The organism is Antribacter soli, from assembly GCF_021568775.1.
Classification (GTDB): domain Bacteria; phylum Actinomycetota; class Actinomycetes; order Actinomycetales; family Cellulomonadaceae; genus Antribacter; species Antribacter soli.
The window spans coordinates 318,808-336,480 of record NZ_JAKGSG010000025.1; the positions used below are offsets into that span (position 1 = coordinate 318,808).

A 17,673-nucleotide genomic window follows, 5' to 3' on the forward strand; every position below is an offset into this window, starting at 1 on the left:
AAGACCCCGGCAGTCGGTCAGGCGTGACACCCGACGCCCGCGTCGTCGATCACACATCCGTCCCGAGCGGCAGCTCACGTCGCCCGACGCTGTGGTTAGGTCCGTCAGGGCGGGAATCGTGAGGCGAGCCAGATCGTCAGCGTGACGGCACGGCGGGCCTACGGCGTCGTGGTCGCCGGGGGTGTCATCCGCCCTGGGCCACCGACAAGCCGGCGCGCTGAGGCGGCACGGCCGAAGCCGTGCCGCGATCCGTGGGGTCGTCAGCTGCAATATCCGTTCTCACACTCGGCACCGGGGATACCACCGGTGTACTGGGGGTGGTAGGTGATGTCGTCGCGGACCGGCGTGCGGTCCCAGTCGAGCTTCGCCGTCGCGTTCGCCGGGTCGATCAGGACGGCCGGGGCCATGTAGTCCGGGTCGACGAGGATGAGCACGGCCGGGTCCTTGACGGGATCCCCGTCCCAGTCGACGGCCGGGACCGTGCCCGGTTCGACCGTGCGCACGTTCTGTCCCTCGACCATCAGGACACGAGCGAAGTCCTCTGCCGTGATCGGGACGGTGGTCTCCTCGCCGGTAGTACGGGTCTCCTCTTCGTCCTCGTCGCCCTCCGGTTCCGTACCGGCAGATGCGCTCGGCTGTGGCTGCGCCGTCGAGCCACCGCTCGGCTGCGGCGCAGGCGTCGAACCACCGCTCGGCTGCGGCGCAGGGGTCGAGCCGGACGTCGGCTGAGGGTTCGGGTTGGTCGTCGTCGAGCTGGTCGTGGTCGTCGTCGTGGTCGTCGTCGTGGTCGTCGAGCCGTCCGGGTTGGTGGTTGTCGTAGTGGTGGTCTGGTTCCGCTTCTCGACGACGAGCGTCGTGTTCCCCACGGCGTCCTGATAGGTCGTCGTGACGGTCGTCGCGCCTGTCTTCAGGTCGGTCTGCGTGCGGGTCGTCTTCGTGCCCGTCACCCCGCCCCACGGGTCGGTCGACTTCTCCACGGTGATGCCCGTACCGGCGCTGATCCAGCTCTTGGCGATGCCCGCCACCTTCGCCTCGAACGTCGGCCCGCCCGAGGAGGACGACGGGCCGAACCCCAGGGTCAGCCCCTGCTCGGTCGACAGGCCGAAGTCGCTGAGCCGGCCGACGTCGATTCCTACCTTCTCGAGCCGGTCGACACGGCTCGGGATCGGGAACGCGAGATCCTCGGTAAGCTTCTCCAGCCCGCCGGCCAGCTTGATGTTGATCTCCACAACCTCGTCAGGCAGCAGGATCCAGGCACCGAGGCCGTACTCGGCGGACGGCAGCGCGCGACCCAGCGTGAGGTCGGCCAGCTGCGGCAGGCCCGGGTGGCTGGCGGCGTCGAACGGGTCCGTGCCGGCGGCGCGCTCGTCGGCATCGGCGTACCCGTCGTCGTCCGAGTCGACGACCCGCCACGCCACATAGCACGCGCTCGGGTCACACGCCAGCAAGCTCTTGAGCCGCGCCTCCTCGTCGCCAGCGACGACGGGGCTCACCGGCCCGGCGAGCACACCGACCAGAGCGAGAGACCCGGCCGCCGCCAGCGCCCTGGTCACGAACCTGCGACTGCGACCTCCATGAGTGTCCATGCCCGTAGCGAGGCTGCTAACGCCCGGTTCGGACACTCACGAGCCGTGCGCCGGTCAAGGTCACCCGTGCGGGCGGAGGCGTTTCTGAAGGGCCGCGACCACCATGTCGTAGGAGATGTCGACCAGCTCGCGCAGCTCCTCGGGCGGCACGACGCCATCGTCGGACCGGACGGTGATCCACCCGTGCCGGCCGATGTAGGCCATGGTGGAGACGTGGTCCGGATAGCGCTGGTACCACTCCTGGGCCTCGTCGGTGCTGCTCGCGACCTTGACGCCGAGCGTCGCCTCACCGACGAACGCGAAGATCTTGCCTCCCACCTTCATCACGCCCCCGCCCTCGTCCCACGGGTCGGTCTCCTCGGCGCCGAGCTTGGCGAGGCAGTACGTCAGCAGGTCTGCCTGTCCCATGCCCGTGACAGTAGCGCCCGGCCGCACACGGCGCAGACGCGGTAGCGGCGCAGAAGGCAGCCGTCGGCCGGGCTGTCGCGGTGCTCAACCGACACAGGTACGCGTAGAGGAAGGCTTGCTGTGCTACGTCGCGGTGCCGAGGTGTCGTTCGAGCCGGGGAGCTGTCAGTCCGGCTTTGCGCCGTGTCAGTGCCGTGTCAGGGCCGTGTTTGCGGACCGGGCCAACATCTTCGGCATGGAGAACACACACAGGCTCAGGGCCACAGAAGACACTCGAACCAACCGAATAGTCGAGCGGCTGCTCGCCGACCGGCACTCCGTGGCGCTGTCGATCGCGCTGCACCTCGTGCCCGGCGCCCTGATCGTCGCGGTCTACGCGCTGATCGGTGCACCGTTCACCCGAGCGATCGGCTACCCGATCTTCCTCGCCTGGGCGATTGCTCTGGCCGTGGTCCTCTTCCCGCTCCAGTTCGGCCTCCTGTGGCTGGGCCGCAGGCGCAACGGCCACTACTCACTGCGCGGCGTGCTGCGCTACCTGGACAAGCCGTTCTCGCGCGGGAAGGTCACCGCCATCGGCATCGGCCTCTTGGTGTACATGACCGTGGTGTCGCTCGCGCTCATCCCACTGGACAACCTCGTCTTCGACACGTTCTTCACCTGGATCCCCTACGAAGGCGCCGGCGGCTCTGCAACCACCTACCTCGACAACTACTCCCAGAAGTTCCTTGTGATCACCCTGCTGATCTGCCTGCCGTTCACCGGCTTCACCCTGCCGCTGATCGAGGAGTACTACTTCCGTGGGTTCCTGCTACCCCGCCTGCCCCAGCTGGGTCGGTGGGCACCGCTGTTCAACACGGTCCTGTTCTCCGTGTACCACTTCTGGGCGCCCTGGACGATCCTGTCGAAGATCGTCTTCCTGTTCCCGGGGGTCTGGTTCGTCTGGAGCAGGCACGACATCCGGGCATCGATCTGGATGCACCCCGGATCGGCACTCCTTGCGACCACCGTCGGCGTCATTGCCATCGCGCTGGGCGTCGTGTAGCAACACGCCAACGAAGATGGGGGCGCCGTCCATGGTCAACGACAAGGCTGCTCGCCGGCGCACCGGACACGGCACCGCTATCACCGCGTCGCCTGGTGCGTCGGGATCGCTCTCGCCGGCTACCTGTGGGCGTCGTCCATGTTCACGAAGCGAGCGTGACCGCGACCAGCTGATCCCAGCTCGTCTCGGTCCCCTCCCGAGCTGCCTCGGCGAACCCCGCGTCGCCGAGGCGGCTCCGCACTGCCTCCTCGATCCGGGCCACGTCCAGGTCGGAACGATCGGCCAGTCCGCGCATGCGGGTGCTCGCCGCGAGCAGCCGTGCGGCCTGGTCGTACTGGTCGCACCGCAGCGCCAGGTCCGCGACCCCGACGAGTGTCTGCGCGATCATGGGCGCGTGCCCCGCCTCGGCCGCCGCCCGGCAGGCCGCGGCGTGGTGTTCGCGAGCCTCGTCGAGATCGACGGCGAGACAGCCGAGCAGGTGGTGCGTCAGCGAGTCGAGGTTCGCCGCCCTGTCGCCCAGCATGGTCGTCGCGAGATCGAGCTGGCGGCGAGCTTCCTCGGCGTCGCCGCCCCAGCGAGCGAGCTCCGCCTTCGACAGGGCAACCTCCGCCAGCGCCTCCGGCCACGTGACCCGCTCCGCGAGCCGCTCCGCCTCGGCCAGCGCGGCCGCGCTCGCGTCCTGGTCGCCCAGCAGCCAGTACAGCCGCGCCTGTCCCGACCGCATCCGGATCACGTCCTCGACTGCACCGACCTCGGCCACGACAGCGATTGCCTGTTCGTAGTACTCGCACGCGGCGGCGAACTCGCCACGCGTGGCGATACGGTCCGCCAGCTCGGTCAGGGCGAAGGAGATCCCGAACCTCTCGCCGAGCGCCCGGAACTCGGCGAGCGCCTGCTCGAAGCATTCGTCCGCATCCCGCCCGGCGTGGCCGAGCATGACCCGCATCTTGCCGAGCTGCAGCCGCGCCAGTGCGCGTGCCCACGGGTCGTCGTTGTCCAGCACCGGTTCCCACGCGCTCAAGGGGTCCGACCCCTGCAGCATGTGTTCCAGCGGGACGACCAGCCCCAGCAGCGGGCTGTGGGACCGGCTGCGCCGGCTGAGCTCGTAGGCCTTGTGGATCCACTCCGCCACCTGGCGCTCGTCAGCGGCCCGCCCGGAGCTGGCGAACATCACGACGAGCGAGTACACGGCGGCCCGGATCTCGTCGTCCACCTCGCCGGGGATCTCAGCGGCCGCGGTGATCAGCTCGATGCCCTCGGCTCGGTAACCGCTGAGCCACCAGTACCAGCCGGCGGCCGCCGCGAGCCGCATGGCCGCCTGCGCTTCGCCGGTCGCGAGCGCACCGCGCATCGCGGAGCTGAGGTTGTCGCGCTCGGCATCGAGCGTGGCGAGCCTTTGCAGCTGCCCGGCGCGGCGAAGCTGCGGCTCCGCGGTCTCGGCGAGCTCGGTGAACCAGGCGAGGTGCGCGCGGCGCGCGAGGTCCAGCTCCCCCGCCTCCGCGAGGCGTTGCGCGGCGTACTCCTTGATCGTGCCGAGCATCCGGTAGCGCGGGGAACCGCCGGGCTCGGCGACCAGCAGCGACTTTTCGGTCAGCGCCGTGAGCAGGTCGAGCACCTGCTCCTGCTCGACGGCGTCGCCGGCGCAGACCCGTTCGGCCGCCTCCGCGCTCGCTCCGCCTGCGAACACCGACAGCCTGCGCAGCGTCGTCCGTTCGGCGTCGGTCAGCAGCTCCCAGCTCCAGTCGACCATCGCGCGCAGCGTGCGGTGCCGTGGCAGCGCGGTGCGGCTGCCTCCGGTCAGCAGACGAAACCTGTCGTCGAGCCGGTTGGCGAGCTGATCGATGGACATGGTGCGCAGCCTGGTCGCGGCCAGCTCGATCGCCAGCGGCATCCCGTCCAGCGCCCGGCAGATCCGCCCCATCGTCGCCAACGTGGAGGCGTCGTCCGCGAGGTCCTTGCGCACCGCGCTCGCTCGCTCTCGTAGCAGACGAACGGCCGGCGCGGACGCGATCTCGCTGAGGCTGGCATCCGCATCCGGCAGGACCAGCGGCAAAACCGGCCACAGCGCCTCACCGGTGATGCCGAGCGGTTCCCTGCTCGTCGCCAGGATCCGCAGCCGCCGGCACTCCCCGAGGAGGCGATGGGCGAACACCGCCGCCGACTCGATCACGTGCTCGCAGTTGTCCAGGATCAGGAGCATCTCCCGCTCGCGGACTGCGGCGATGAGCCGGTCCGTCGGCTCCATGTCCGGCGCCTCACCGAGCAGTGCGTCCCGCAGGCCGAGCCCGGCGAGCGTGGCCTGCGCCACGTCACCGTCGGCGCCGATGGCCGCGAGCTCGACCAGCCGGGCCCCGTCCGGCAGGTCACCGAGCAGCGTGCGCGCGGTCTCCGTGGCCAGCCTGGTCTTTCCCGCGCCGCCCGGCCCGATCAGGGTGGTCAGCCGATGCTCCCCGACGAGGTCGCGGACCGCGGCGACGTCGGCGTCCTTGCCGACGTAGCTGGTCAGCTCGGCACGCAGGTTGGTCTTGCGGTTCTCATCCCGCCGCCCCACCTCGCCCCGCAGCAGCGCGACGTGCAGTGCGGACAGCTCCGGTGAGGGGTCGACGCCCAACGCGTCGGCCAGGGCCTCTCTCGTGCGCTGGTACAGGAGCAGCGCCTCGGTGTCGCGACCGGCTGCAGCAAGGGAACGCATCAGTGCGCCGACAAGCCGTTCCCGCATCGGATGCGCGGCCACCAGGTCGGTCAGTTGCGGGACCAGCTCCGCACCGTGGCCGAGGCTGATCTCCGCGTCGAACCGGTCCTCCATGACGGTCAGGCGCAGCCCTTCGAGCCGGTTGGCCGCCGCGTCCAGCGCCGTGCTGCCCTCAAGACCGACGTCCTGCATGGCCGCACCGCGCCACAATGCGAGGGCCTCGCGCAGCAGCACCACTCGCTGTGGGCCTTCGTCGGCGCGGGCCTGCGCGATCAGGCGTTCGAACCGCACGGCGTCGACAGCGTCGGGTTCCACCAGCAACTTGTAGCCGCTCGTCTGCCCCTCGACCGACCCGTCCGGCAGCGCCTTCCGCAGCCGGGAGACCAAGCGCTGCAGGGCATTCGTCGCATCGGAAGGCGGCCGTTCACCCCAGATCCAGTCGACGAGAGTCGCCCTCTGGACCGCTCGACCGGGGTTGAGCGCGAGGGCGATCAGAAGCGCGCGCAGCCGCGCGCCCGGCACATCGGCGAAGGCGCCGTCGTCCAGCCGAACCTCGAACGGTCCGAACATCCCGATTTGCACCCGGCTGATCTTGCCACGGGCGAGCGTCACAGCATCCAACCGTCGGTTCGTGGAGACGCCACCGCCGCCCGGCTCGGTCCACTCCCCCGACGTCGCCGTCCGGCCGTGAGGACCGGCGCGGGCGCCCGGCAGCCGGCGGGCCACCACCTCCAGCCGGACGGCTGCGGAGCGCGTGACGCCCCGGTGCACCCTGGGGGTGCTCCCGGCGGGACGGACCGCGCGGACCCTGGAGAATCTCCTCATGACCACCACCGGCGCGCTCCTGCCTGACCCGCCCGCCCGGGTGCCCGACCTCGACGACCGGTTCACGGGCCCGGGGCTCCGCCGCGAACTGTGGGTGGACCACTACCTCCCGCACTGGACCACCCCCGACCGCTCCCTGGCCCGGTACGACCTCGATGGAGACGGCCTCCGGCTGCGGATCGACGGCGATCAGCCGGACTGGCGCGAGGAAGACGCGCCGCTGCGTGTGTCGAACCTCCAGACAGGGACGTACTCGGGCGGGCCGGGGTCGGTCCGCGGCACGCACCGCCACCGCCCGGACGGGCTCGTGGTCCGGACACCCACCCCGACGAAGTTGCTGTGGGCGCCCTCCGGGGGGCGGGTCGACGTCACGGTGAGCGCGAGCCGCGACCAGGGATCAATGCTGGCCGCCTGGCTGGTCGGCACCGAGCACCTCTCCGAAACCCATGCCGGCGAGGTGTGCCTGTTCGAGATCGACGCCGCGGCGATCGGCCCCGGCGGGACGCGGGCCCGGTGCGGCGTCAAGGCGCACGGCGATCCGTCGCTGACCACGGACATGGCGGAGGTCGCCGTCCCTCTCGACGCATCGCGCCCGCACACCTGGACCGCGATCTGGGGCGGCGGCGAGACGGTCATCGGGTGCGAGGGGCGGGTGGTCCGGCGCATCCCCCAGTCCCCCGGATACCCGGTGTTCCTGCTGCTCGACCTGTTCGAGGTCGAGCCCCGCGGCGGCACGTACCCGAAGACGGCCCGGGTGCACCACGTCCGCGGCTGGAGCGCGTGAGCCCACCGGGCTGGACCCGCCTCGGTGCGTCGCCCGACCGTGAAGCCGAGCATGAGGGTCGGTCTGGCCACAAGAGTGCATGGCCGCCCCGCCGGACGACTCGCGATTCGAGTACCTCGACGGCGGGCCGGCCGCCGTCGTGGACGACGCCGAGTACTTCGACCCGGCCGAGGCCAACCGGGCCCTCGCCCGGCCGTGGTTCACACTGCGGGCACGCAGCTTCTCACCGCGACTGCTGGAGCTCGTGAACGCCCTGTCGTCCCGGGACGAGGGCGCCAACCTGGGCGCCCGCCTGGCCGCTCTACCATCGGCTCCCCCGTTCTCCGACGACGATCCGCAGCTGGCCGAGGCGCTCGGCGCGTTCCTGTGGTTCCTGGACCAGGCGACCGACGACGGCATCCCGCTCACCGCTGCCGGGTGGATGCGTCCTGCGGTCGTCGAGCAGGCGGCCGAGCGGATTCCGCAGATGGCCCACCTCCGACGGGTTCTCGAGATCGGCGACGGCCTGGGTGATGCGTCCGAAGTCCTGTAAATACTTTTCGTACTACTTGTCTCCAAGGATCTCCACCTCACATACTGCAGTTGGTCTTCGAGTCGCACGACGAGCTCCTGCGCGCCGTCATCTCCACGGTCACGGAGGAGGATCCGGCCCGACCCAAGGAGTCGTCATGAAGTCTCGCTCAGCTCGCGCCGGCGCCGCACTCTTCTCCGTGGTCCTCGCCCTGATTCCCGCCATTGCTACTGGCTCGGACGAGCCCCTCGCCGCCGGCCTCCACGGAGGCTGCTATCTCCTGCGCGTCACCACGACCGGCACCACCTCCGGCACCTCCAACTACATCGAGGCGTCGACGGTGGGCTATGGCACTCGCGGCACCGCCGCGAGTGCCGAGCCGATCGCCTTCGAGGCGACGCAGCTCGGCCGCTACCGGTTGTACGACACCGTCGGCGGCATCCTCTACCAGAGCATCGCGGACTACGTGTGGGCCGGTTCCTCGTACGGGGACGCCGCGGACTGGACGATCACCCGGGCGGGCTCGGGCTACCGCATCGCCGCGACTGCGACCGGGGACGTCATCGGCAGCCGCTCCGGCACACTCACCGTCTCGGACGCGACGTTCGCGCTCGAGCCTGCGACCGGCTGCTTCGCCCCGGCGAGCGCCGCCACCGGGCTCGTGAGCGCCGCGAGCGTGCCCGCCGTCGGCGAGGACGGCGCCCTCTACGGGTTCATCGACGGGCACGCGCACCCTGTCTCGAACGCAGGGTTCGGCGGCAGGCTCTTCTGCGGCGAACCGTTCGCCGAGGGCGGCATCGAGGTGGCCCTCTCGGGGTGCGCCTCCCACGCCGTCGGCGCAGGGGCGCTGTTCGAGTCGATCATCGGCGGGACCGACGTCGACGCCTCCGACGACGGGTGGCCGACCTTCACCGACTGGCCGACGACGACGAGCCTGCTCCACCAGGGGGCGTACTTCACGGGGATCGAGCGCGCGTGGCAGTCGGGTCTGCGTGTCTTCAACGCGCTGCTCGTGGGCAACCGGGTCATCTGTGAGATCTACCCCTCTCGGGTGACGAGCTGCGACGAGATGGAGCAGGTCCGGGTGCAGGCGGAGCTGCTGTCCGAGATGCAGGACTACATCGACGCGCAGAGCGGCGGCGAGGGACGCGGCTGGTTCCGTATCGCCACCACCCCGGAGCAGGTGCGCGAGATCGCGGCTGACGGCAAGCTCGCCGTCACGATCGGCGTCGAGGTGAGCGAGCTGTTCGGCTGCCGCGAGACCAACGACGTCCCGCAGTGCGACGAGAGCGACATCGATGCCGGGCTCGACGACCTCGAAGGGCTCGGTGTCAGCGGGCTCTACCCCGTCCACAAGTTCGACAACGCCTTCGGCGGCACGCGCTTCGACGGCGGCGTCACGGGTGCAGCGCTCAATATCGGCAACTATCTGAGCACCGGGCACTGGTGGACCGCGGAGAGCTGCACCGGCCCGTCCGACAACGAGCAGGTGATCCAGAGCGACGTGATCGCCGACCTCCTCGCCGAGATCACCGAGCTCCCCGCCGGCACGGTGGCGCCCGTCTACCCGACCGGCCCCATCTGCAACACCCGCGGTCTCACCGGCCTCGGCGAGTACCTGATCGGGCAGATGATGGAGCGCGGCATGGTCATCCACATCGACCACATGGGGGTCCGTACCGCCCAGGCCGTGCTCGACCTGGCCGAGGAGGCCGGCTATGTGGGAGTCACGTCCGTCCATACCTGGTCCGACCGCGAGATCGTCGGGCAGATCGCCCGGCTCGGCGGCTTCGTCGCGAGCTTCGCGTACGCGGCCTCCGACGCCGGCCATGGCGAGCCCGACTTCCTGTCCGAGTGGGAGGCGAACCGCGCCGCGGCCGGCGAGGGCGGCCTGAGCGCGTACGGCTTCGGCTCCGACGTGAACGGACTCGCCGTGCAGCCAGGAGTACGCCTGGACGCCGCGGCGGACCCCCTCGAGTACCCCTTCACCGCACCCAACGGCGCGGTGTTCGACCGGCAGGTGCTCGGTGCGCGCACGTGGGACCTCAACACGGACGGGGTCGCGCAGTACGGGCTCTACGCCGACTGGATGGCCGACATCCTCGCGCAGGCCGGCGAGGACGGTCCCGAGCTGGAGGAAGAGCTGATGAGAGGCGCCGAAGCCTACGTGCGCATGTGGGAGGACGCGGTCGCGTGGAGTGAATGACCGAGGCCGTCACGGTGGCCGATCAGCCTCCACCGCGCGACCCGGGCCACGTCCACTCCCGAACCTGGAGGACCAGATGCCCACCGCACCCATCGCGGTCACCGGTGTCGCGGGCGGCGAACGAGCGCACCAGCCCGGTCGACGGCCAGAGCTCGAGGTCGATCACGTCGCGCATCGCCTCTTCGACGTCCACCACGGTGGTGGGCGACGGGCCCATTCCCTCAGCGGGAGGGGCCGCGACTTCCTGCCCGACGCTTCTCCAGGGTGTGGACCGAGACACCCAGCAACTCCGCGGCCTGTTGCGGCGTGAAGCAACCCATCACGGGAAGCGTGAGGTGCCGAGCAGGCTGCCGGTTCGAATGGTGCCAGCGGCTCATGCACCTCAGGTACTCAGGTCGGGCCGCAGCGGCTCGGCTCCCGCCGCCCCGTCGGGGCCATGCCCCGCACCGAGCCCGTGAAAGCGTGTCCAATTCGCGTCACCCCCAAGGGGTCACGAACCGGTTGCTGCAGGTCACGGGCTCGTTACTTGGGAACGAAGTACTCTCGGTGTGAGGTTTCTCGGCCGGATGATCACCCGCCCGAACCCCATCGTGTTGTCCGTTCAGCCGCCGTTGACGGCTCCGTCCAGTGCGGTGGTCCGGGCCTGGAGGAAGGCCTGCGAGACGACGGCCGAGGCCGGGCCGAAGCCGGCAGGCCTACTTCTCAGCCCAGGAACCTGCGGGCGTTCTGGATGCCCTGTTACTCCACGACCGGACGGATGGCGACCGATCGGCTCTCTCCGCCACGCGGTCTCCCTTGACAATTTTTCTGAGTCCGCTCATGATTGAGCCAACTCGGCTTCATCAAGCCGGACGAGACCCAGGAGAGCGACATGTCGCAGCAAGGAACGGCGCAGGGCTACGCGGAAGCACCGACGCGCACGGTCGCGGCGGCGGGCGCCCTGTTCGCCTATCGCGAGCTCGGCCCGCAGACGGGCACTGCGCTGGTCCTGCTGACGCACCTCGGGGCGAACCTCGACGGCTGGGACCCGCGCATCGTCGACGGGCTCGCACAGGATCACCGCGTCATCGCTGTCGACTACCGCGGCGTCGGCGGATCCACAGGACGAGTTCGCTCCTCGATGGAGGAGATGGCCGACGACGTCGTGGCTCTGCTCGGGGCGCTCGGCCACGACCGCGTGGACATGCTCGGCCTGGCGGTCGGCGGGATGGTCGCCCAAGCGGTCGCCGCGCGGGCACCGCGGCTGATCGCCCGGCTCATCCTCGCCAGCACAGGACCGGCAGGCGGGCCCGGCCTTGCCGCGATGACCGGCACCGCGATCACCACGGGGCTGCGCGCAGCACTCACGCTCAATGACCCGAAGACGCCGCTGTTCTTCACCTCCACGGCCACCGGGAAGAGCGCCGCCCGCGCCTACCTCGCGCGCCTGAAGGAACGCACGACGGGGCGCGACAAGGCCGTGAGCCCGGGGACGTACCACGCGCAGCTGACCGCGATCCGCCGCTGGGGGCTGCAGGCTCCCGCCGAGCTGTCGGCGGCCGTCGGCCGGGTGCTCATCGTCCACGGCGACAGCGACCGGCTGGTGCCACCCGCGAACGCCACCGAGCTGGCCCGGCTCCTACCCGCCGCGACCGTGACGGTGTACCCGGACTCCGGCCACGGCGCCGTCTTCCAGTACCACCGCGAGTTCGTCGACGCCGCGCGCGACTTCCTCCACCGCTAGCTCCCGCCGCGGCACTCATCCGCCAGCAGAACAAGCCAACAGCACACACCATCAAACCCAGAAGGAAACCCACCATGCGCGCGTTCGTCATGACCAAGTACAAGGAGCCGCTGCAGGAAGCGGACGTCCCGGAGCCCGTCGTCGGCGAGCACGACGTGCTGGTCCAGGTCCAGGCCGCCGGGCTCAACACCGTCGACGAGAAGATCCGGTCGGGAGCGTTCAAGTCGTTCCTGCCGTACGAGCTGCCGCAGGTCATGGGCAGCGACGTGGCCGGAACGGTGATCCGCGTCGGCGCGAAGGTGCGGGAGTTCGCCCTCGGCGACCAGGTGTATGCCCAGCCCCGCATGGACCGCATCGGGACCTTCGCCGAGCGCATCGCAGTGCACGAGGCCGACCTGGCGCTCAAGCCTGAGACGGCTTCGCTCGAGGAGGCGGGCTCGCTGCCGATGGTCGCTCTGACCGCGTGGCAGGCGCTCGTCGAGAGGGGCGACGTGCAGCCCGGGCAGCGGGTGCTCATCCACGGCGGCGCGGGCGGTGTCGGGAGCATAGCCATCCAGCTCGCCAAGCATCTCGGCGCCACCGTCGCGACCACGGCCAGCGCCGGCAACGCCGACTTCGTCCGGGAGCTCGGCGCGGACAGCGTCGTCGACTACCGCAACCAGGACTTCGAAGAGCTCCTGGACGGGTACGACCTGGTGCTGGACAGCGTCGGCGGTCAGAACCTCGAGAAGTCCCTGCGGGTGCTGCGCCCCGGCGGCAAGGCGATCGGGATCGTCGGACCGCCCGACGCCGCGTTCGCCCGCGAGAAGGGCCTGAACCCGGTGCTGCGCCTCGCGATGACCGCGCTCAGCAGCAAGATCCGCCGGCAGGCGCGCAAGCTCGGGGTGACCTACGAGTTCCTCTTCATGCGCGCCAGCGGCGACCAGCTCCGCCAGATCAGCGCCCTCGTCGACAAGGGCGTGCTGCGCCCCGTCGTCGGACGGGTCTTCGACTTCGACCAGACCGCGGCGGCCGTGCAGTCGCTCGGCAAGGGCGGCATCCGCGGCAAGGCCGTCATCACCAGGGCCTGACAGCCCTTCACACCATCCGCAAGACATCCGCAGGACCAGAAAGCAGGAGAACATCATGAGCAGCAACGACACCTCGAACGAACCCGTCATCACCTCGTACGCGCAGGCCCCGGCCCGCACCGTCAACGCCGGCGGCGTCACGTACGCCTACCGGGAGCTGGGGCCGAAGGGCGGGATCCCCGTCGTCTTCTTCGTGCACCTTGCCGCGACCCTGGACAACTGGGACCCGCGGATCGTCGACCCCATCGCCGCCGGCCGTCACGTCATCACGTTCGACAACCGCGGCGTCGGGGCCTCGACCGGGAAGGTCCCGGACAGCGTCGAGGCGATGGCCGACGACGCCTACACCTTCATCAAGGCCCTCGGCTTCGAGAAGGTCGACGTCTTCTCGTTCTCCCTCGGTGGCATGGTCGCCCAGGACCTCGTGGTCAAGCACCCCGAGCTGGTCCGCAAGCTGGTCCTGACCGGCACCGGCCCCAGGGGCGGCAAGGACATCGACAAGGTCGTTGCCACCACCTACTGGGACATCCTGCGCGCGACGCTGACACGGTCCGACCCGAAGGAGTTCCTCTTCTTCAACCGCAATGCCACCGGTAAGCCCGCCGCCCGTGCGTTCGTTGAGCGCCTGCAGGAACGCACCGTCGACCGCGACGCGGACATCTCGGTGAAGGCGTTCCGGACCCAGCTGACGGCGATCCAGAAGTATGGACGGTCTGCCCCGTCCGACCTGTCGAAGCTCACTCAGCCCACCCTGATCGCGAACGGTGACAACGACCGGATGGTTCCCTCGGTGCTCTCCGACGACCTGCACCGCCGCATCAAGGGCTCCGAGCTGGTCATCTACCCCGACTCCGGGCACGGCGGCATCTTCCAGTTCCACCAGGAGTTCGCCCCCGTCGCGGTCGAGTTCCTCGCCCGCTGACCCCGCCCACGATCCGACCGACCATCCGACCGACCGAAGGCAAGAAGATGACTGCCATCCGCCCCTTCGCAACGAAGCCGTTCGTCTCCTCGATCCTGCTGTGGATGCGCACCGACCAGCCACGGCAGACAGGCATGGACCACTGGAAGGGCCCGCACTCCAAGATCATCTCCGCGACCCCGGGGTTCGAGGAGTACCGCCAGATCCACCTCGCCGAGGACAACCCCGGGCTGTGGCCCGCGACCCGCGGCATCGAGACCACCATCCCCGCAGACCGCCGGATCGACGGTGTCGCCGAGGTGACGTTCCGGTCGGTGCTGTCTCCGCTCTTGGGCCGCAAGCAGACCCGTCTGGCGTTCAAGGACGAGGTGAACGTCTTCCGGCGGACCCTGCTCTACGCCGGGCCGCCGAGCTCGGCGCGCTGGTACGACGTCGCCGGGCCCGGCGAGAAGGCCGACGCCCGAGCCCTGGTCTACCTCCGACGACGGGACGGGGTCCGCACCGGCGAGTTCCGCAAGCACGTCAACGAGCTCGCCCGCACGCTCGCCGGCACGGGCCTGCTGAAGGAACTGCGGACCCAGGTCTTCATGCCCTGGAACGAGAAGCTCTGGGACACCCCGAACGTCGCGCACGACAACCCGGCCGACCAGCGGTTCCACGCCTCCCTCATCCTGGGCTTCACGGATCCGGCGGCGCGGGCGGCCTTCTTCAAGGGCCCCGAGGTCGAGAGCCTGTCGGACACGCTGGCTTCGTTTACCTCCGCCGTCCACGCCTACGAGGTCACCGACGCACTGACCTACGTGAAAGACGGCAAGGAGCTCCCGCACTACCAGCGATAACGACATCGCTCGCACTGCGGCCGGTGGATCCACCCGCCGCACGCGGCGATCCACCAGCACAGCGATCCACCAGCAGAAAGTTCATGAACATGCCGTCACTCAACGGAGCAGTCGTCCTGGTCACCGGAGCAAACGGTGGCATCGGCACCCACTTCGTCCACGATGCTCTCGCCCGCGGCGCCGCGAAGGTCTACGCCACCGCCCGCACACCCCGCACGTGGGACGACGAGCGCATCGTCCCCCTCACGCTCGATGTCACCGACCCCGCGTCGATCGACGCGGCCGTCGTCGCCGCGCCGGACGTCACCGTGCTCATCAACAACGCGGGCGCGAACCCGCCGAGCGCGAGCCTGCTGGCGGTGACCGATGCGGACATCAGGGCGAACATGGAGACCAACTTCTTCGGGCCTGTCTTCCTCGCCCGCGCCTTCGCGCCGGTCCTGGCCGCCAACCCTCGGTCGATCCTCGTGGACGTGCACTCCGTCGCGAGCTGGCTGGGCTTCGGCGGCATCTACAGCGCCGCCAAGGCCGCACTCTGGTCAGCCACCAACTCCCTGCGTCTGGAGCTCGCACCCCAGGGCGTCCACGTGACCGGGGTGCACATGGGCTACGTCGAGACCCGGATGGCCGCGCACGCCGACGGGCCCAAGATGGCGCCGGCCGACCTTGTGACGAAGGTCTACGACGCCGTCGAGGCCGACGAGTACGAGGTCATCGGCGACGAGCTGACCGCCCAGGTCAAGGCGGCGCTGAGCGCTCCGGTCGAGGCGCTCTACCCGGAGCTTCGCGACGCCGGGGCACCGCTGGCCGTCGTGGAAGAATGAGCGCCGGCAGATCCGAGCCCGCTCAGCAACGAAGGAGGCCAGCCATGCCACTCACCTCCAGGTCGCCCGCCAAGTCGCCCGGACGGCGCGAGCGGAACAAGCAGGAGAAGCTTGACCGCATCACCTCCGCCGCCAGTGAGCTGTTCGCCGAGCGCGGCGTCGACGAGGTCACCACCCAGGAGATCGCCGACAAGGCCGACATCGGCGCAGGCACCCTGTTCCTCTACGCCAAGACCAAGGGCGAGCTCCTCCTGCTCGTGCAGAACTCCACCTACGCCGACGCGCTCGAACAGGGCAGGTCGGCGGCCGAGGGCATCACCGACACGCTCGACGCGGTGATGGCGATCGTCCGCCCGGTCGTGGAGTGCAACCGCAAGCAGGTCGACAACGGGCGGACCTACCTGCGCGAGATCGTCTTCGGCGACCCCGCCGAACCCCACCACCGCGACGCCCTCACCCTGACCGTGCAGACCGAGGAAGCGATCGCCGCCGTCCTGCAGCGCGACGGGCGCACCAGCCCGCAGGACGCCGCGGCCCGGGCGCACATCGTCTCGGCCATCATGTTCATCAGCATGGCCGCGACCATCACCATCGCCAACCCGGTCGAGGACGTCGTGCAGGAGATCCGCAACCAGGTGCGGCTGGTCCTGCCGGAGTAACACCTCGGACCCAGGGTCAGGGCTCGTACGGCGCGGTCAGGGCCCTGTGGGTCGACTCCAGGATCTTCTCCGACAGCTCCGTCCCCGCCGTCGCCCGGGCAAGGAGGATCGCACCGACCAGGGTGGCCACCATCGGCAGGCCCCCGTCGGTGTCGGCGGACAGCCATGCGGCGAAGTCTTCCACTCCGGCCGCGTACGTCTCACGCACCTTCCCGGCCGTGGGCATACGAGCCATGTCCCCTGCGAATCCCGCGTTGGGACAGCCGGTGCCGGGCTGGTCGCGGTGCTCGGCAGACAGGTAGAAATCGATGAGGGCGCCGCGCGCGGTGTCGCGATCGCCGTGGGCCTCATCGAACCCCGCCAGGAGTCGGTCCAGGTCCCCGAAAGCAGCCTGGGCCGCTTCGCCCACCAGGGCCTCCTTGGAGGGGAACTGCTTGTAGAAGCCGCCCGTGGTCAGGCCGATCGACTTCATGAGATCGGCGACGCTGATGCCGTTCACGCCGCGCTCCCGGAAGAGCTGGGACGCCGCGGCGACCGCTCGCCTGCGGTTCTCGATCGCCTCTGCCTGCGAAACGCGACTCATCGGCCACCCGCCCAGTTTAGATAGTTAGTCGCATCTATCATACGGGACGCGTCAAGCGACGGTTCCGTAGCTCGATCGCCACGCTGTTGACGGCTCCGCTTTAGATACTTATCGTAATCTAACCAGGTCGGCGCTTCTCCCGGCCACGCATCCACCAGAGACGAGATCCACCCATGACCACGCAGAACAAGAGCGCCGTCGTCACCGGCGCATCCGCCGGCCTGGGCGCCGCCTACGCACAGCGCCTTGCCGACCGGGGCTACGACCTGATCCTGGTGGCCCGCAACACCGCGCGGCTGGAAGCGCTGGCGTCGGACCTCCGCAGCCGCACCGACCGCACGGTGGACGTTGTCACCGCCGACCTCACCGATGCGTCGCAGATCGCCGTGGTCGAGGAGCGGCTACGGACCGACGCGAGCATCGAGGTGCTGGTCAACAACGCCGGCGGGTCGCTGTTCGCCCCGGTGGCAGCCTCTGACGCCGCAATCTCCGAGGCGCTGATCAACCTCAACGTGACTTCGCTGACCAGGCTGACCACCGCCGTCCTGCCGGGCCTGATCGCCCGCGGGCGCGGCACCGTGGTGAACGTCTCGTCCGCCCTGGCGCTCAACATCCTGCCCGTCAGCGCCGTCTACAGCGGCACCAAGAGCTACGTCCTGACGTTCACCCAGGCCCTGCAGCAGGAGCTCGCCGAGAGTCCCGTCACGGTGCAGGCCGTGCTGCCCGGCGCTGTCCGCACGGAGTTCTGGGACGGCTCCGGCCTCGACCTCGCGGCACTTCCCGACGAGTGGATCATGAGCGCGGACGACGCCGTCGACGCAGCCCTCGCCGGCCTTGACGCCGGGGAGCCCGTCACCATCCCGTCACTGCCGGAGATCGGCGACTGGGAGTCGTTCGAGAAGGCGCGCCAGGCGCTCGTCCCGAACCTCTCGCAGCGAACCCCGGCCGCTCGCTACCGCGGCTGACCGCCGCTCCGATGCGCCGTCGAACACCCCCGACC

General features: G+C 70.0%; 16 protein-coding genes. 11 read left to right on the top strand and 5 right to left on the bottom strand.

Features of this window, described 5'->3' with window-relative positions:
- Positions 1 to 260: 260 nt before the first annotated feature.
- Together L1785_RS08920 and L1785_RS08925 are read right to left on the bottom strand one after the other, a co-directional pair.
- Entirely contained in the window at positions 261 to 1,553 is a 1,293-nt protein-coding gene (locus L1785_RS08920) for a thrombospondin type 3 repeat-containing protein (protein ID WP_236088884.1), read from the bottom strand.
- A gap of 93 nt (positions 1,554 to 1,646) precedes the next feature.
- On the bottom strand, positions 1,647 to 1,994 hold the full coding sequence (locus L1785_RS08925; RefSeq protein ID WP_236088885.1) for an MmcQ/YjbR family DNA-binding protein: 348 nt from the start codon (positions 1,992 to 1,994) through the stop codon (positions 1,647 to 1,649).
- 234 nt (positions 1,995 to 2,228) lie between these two features.
- Between L1785_RS08925 and L1785_RS08930 the strand changes: the two genes are divergently transcribed.
- Complete coding sequence (locus tag L1785_RS08930) at positions 2,229 to 3,035, top strand: CPBP family intramembrane glutamic endopeptidase (RefSeq protein ID WP_236088886.1); 807 nt, start codon at positions 2,229 to 2,231, stop codon at positions 3,033 to 3,035.
- A 142-nt stretch (positions 3,036 to 3,177) separates the two neighbouring features.
- On the opposite strand, the gene L1785_RS08935 is transcribed toward L1785_RS08930, so the two are convergent.
- Positions 3,178 to 6,552: an ATP-binding protein gene (locus L1785_RS08935; RefSeq protein WP_236088887.1), complete on the bottom strand. Its 3,375-nt coding sequence runs from the start codon at positions 6,550 to 6,552 to the stop codon at positions 3,178 to 3,180.
- Here L1785_RS08935 and L1785_RS08940 point away from each other — a divergent pair.
- The 3 genes from L1785_RS08940 (at position 6,551) to L1785_RS08950 (ending at position 10,053) form a co-directional block, all read left to right on the top strand.
- Positions 6,551 to 7,336: a LamG domain-containing protein gene (locus L1785_RS08940; protein WP_236088889.1), complete on the top strand. Its 786-nt coding sequence runs from the start codon at positions 6,551 to 6,553 to the stop codon at positions 7,334 to 7,336. The genes L1785_RS08935 and L1785_RS08940 overlap by 2 nt on opposite strands.
- A gap of 79 nt (positions 7,337 to 7,415) precedes the next feature.
- Positions 7,416 to 7,868: a hypothetical protein gene (locus L1785_RS08945; protein WP_236088890.1), complete on the top strand. Its 453-nt coding sequence runs from the start codon at positions 7,416 to 7,418 to the stop codon at positions 7,866 to 7,868.
- 136 nt (positions 7,869 to 8,004) lie between these two features.
- Entirely contained in the window at positions 8,005 to 10,053 is a 2,049-nt protein-coding gene (locus L1785_RS08950; RefSeq protein ID WP_236088891.1) for a hypothetical protein, read from the top strand.
- A gap of 22 nt (positions 10,054 to 10,075) precedes the next feature.
- Here L1785_RS08950 and L1785_RS08955 read toward each other — a convergent pair whose 3' ends face one another.
- On the bottom strand, positions 10,076 to 10,270 hold the full coding sequence (locus tag L1785_RS08955; protein WP_236088892.1) for a hypothetical protein: 195 nt from the start codon (positions 10,268 to 10,270) through the stop codon (positions 10,076 to 10,078).
- A gap of 654 nt (positions 10,271 to 10,924) precedes the next feature.
- Here L1785_RS08955 and L1785_RS08960 point away from each other — a divergent pair.
- From L1785_RS08960 to L1785_RS08985, 6 genes are all read left to right on the top strand, one after another.
- Entirely contained in the window at positions 10,925 to 11,776 is an 852-nt protein-coding gene (locus L1785_RS08960; RefSeq protein WP_236088893.1) for an alpha/beta fold hydrolase, read from the top strand.
- A 74-nt stretch (positions 11,777 to 11,850) separates the two neighbouring features.
- Positions 11,851 to 12,846: an NADP-dependent oxidoreductase gene (locus tag L1785_RS08965; protein WP_236088894.1), complete on the top strand. Its 996-nt coding sequence runs from the start codon at positions 11,851 to 11,853 to the stop codon at positions 12,844 to 12,846.
- A gap of 55 nt (positions 12,847 to 12,901) precedes the next feature.
- Complete coding sequence (locus tag L1785_RS08970) at positions 12,902 to 13,768, top strand: alpha/beta fold hydrolase (RefSeq protein WP_236088895.1); 867 nt, start codon at positions 12,902 to 12,904, stop codon at positions 13,766 to 13,768.
- A gap of 47 nt (positions 13,769 to 13,815) precedes the next feature.
- Positions 13,816 to 14,607 (top strand): strictosidine synthase, encoded by a 792-nt coding sequence (locus L1785_RS08975; protein ID WP_236088896.1) that lies wholly within the window; start codon positions 13,816 to 13,818, stop codon positions 14,605 to 14,607.
- 89 nt (positions 14,608 to 14,696) lie between these two features.
- Entirely contained in the window at positions 14,697 to 15,431 is a 735-nt protein-coding gene (locus L1785_RS08980; RefSeq protein WP_236088959.1) for an SDR family oxidoreductase, read from the top strand.
- Between the two features lie 44 nt (positions 15,432 to 15,475).
- The gene (locus L1785_RS08985) at positions 15,476 to 16,090 is read left to right on the top strand and encodes a TetR/AcrR family transcriptional regulator (RefSeq protein WP_236088897.1); all 615 of its coding nucleotides are present in this window, start codon (positions 15,476 to 15,478) and stop codon (positions 16,088 to 16,090) included.
- 16 nt (positions 16,091 to 16,106) lie between these two features.
- On the opposite strand, the gene L1785_RS08990 is transcribed toward L1785_RS08985, so the two are convergent.
- The gene (locus tag L1785_RS08990; protein ID WP_236088898.1) at positions 16,107 to 16,673 is read right to left on the bottom strand and encodes a TetR/AcrR family transcriptional regulator; all 567 of its coding nucleotides are present in this window, start codon (positions 16,671 to 16,673) and stop codon (positions 16,107 to 16,109) included.
- 173 nt (positions 16,674 to 16,846) lie between these two features.
- Between L1785_RS08990 and L1785_RS08995 the strand changes: the two genes are divergently transcribed.
- Entirely contained in the window at positions 16,847 to 17,638 is a 792-nt protein-coding gene (locus tag L1785_RS08995) for an SDR family NAD(P)-dependent oxidoreductase (RefSeq protein WP_236088900.1), read from the top strand.
- The last annotated feature ends 35 nt before the right edge of the window (positions 17,639 to 17,673 follow it).

What these genes read in the sequence shown, in the direction of transcription:
- L1785_RS08935 (WP_236088887.1), bottom strand. Translation starts at nt 6,552, where the DNA reads ATGAGGAGATTCTCCAGGGTCCGCGCGGTCCGTCCCGCCGGGAGCACC.
- L1785_RS08925 (WP_236088885.1), bottom strand. Translation starts at nt 1,994, where the DNA reads ATGGGACAGGCAGACCTGCTGACGTACTGCCTCGCCAAGCTCGGCGCC.
- L1785_RS08955 (WP_236088892.1), bottom strand. Translation starts at nt 10,270, where the DNA reads ATGGGCCCGTCGCCCACCACCGTGGTGGACGTCGAAGAGGCGATGCGC.
- L1785_RS08970 (WP_236088895.1), top strand. Translation starts at nt 12,902, where the DNA reads ATGAGCAGCAACGACACCTCGAACGAACCCGTCATCACCTCGTACGCG.
- L1785_RS08995 (WP_236088900.1), top strand. Translation starts at nt 16,847, where the DNA reads ATGACCACGCAGAACAAGAGCGCCGTCGTCACCGGCGCATCCGCCGGC.
- L1785_RS08990 (WP_236088898.1), bottom strand. Translation starts at nt 16,673, where the DNA reads ATGAGTCGCGTTTCGCAGGCAGAGGCGATCGAGAACCGCAGGCGAGCG.
- L1785_RS08975 (WP_236088896.1), top strand. Translation starts at nt 13,816, where the DNA reads ATGACTGCCATCCGCCCCTTCGCAACGAAGCCGTTCGTCTCCTCGATC.
- L1785_RS08980 (WP_236088959.1), top strand. Translation starts at nt 14,697, where the DNA reads ATGCCGTCACTCAACGGAGCAGTCGTCCTGGTCACCGGAGCAAACGGT.
- L1785_RS08945 (WP_236088890.1), top strand. Translation starts at nt 7,416, where the DNA reads ATGGCCGCCCCGCCGGACGACTCGCGATTCGAGTACCTCGACGGCGGG.
- L1785_RS08985 (WP_236088897.1), top strand. Translation starts at nt 15,476, where the DNA reads ATGCCACTCACCTCCAGGTCGCCCGCCAAGTCGCCCGGACGGCGCGAG.
- L1785_RS08950 (WP_236088891.1), top strand. Translation starts at nt 8,005, where the DNA reads ATGAAGTCTCGCTCAGCTCGCGCCGGCGCCGCACTCTTCTCCGTGGTC.
- L1785_RS08960 (WP_236088893.1), top strand. Translation starts at nt 10,925, where the DNA reads ATGTCGCAGCAAGGAACGGCGCAGGGCTACGCGGAAGCACCGACGCGC.
- L1785_RS08965 (WP_236088894.1), top strand. Translation starts at nt 11,851, where the DNA reads ATGCGCGCGTTCGTCATGACCAAGTACAAGGAGCCGCTGCAGGAAGCG.
- L1785_RS08940 (WP_236088889.1), top strand. Translation starts at nt 6,551, where the DNA reads ATGACCACCACCGGCGCGCTCCTGCCTGACCCGCCCGCCCGGGTGCCC.
- L1785_RS08930 (WP_236088886.1), top strand. Translation starts at nt 2,229, where the DNA reads ATGGAGAACACACACAGGCTCAGGGCCACAGAAGACACTCGAACCAAC.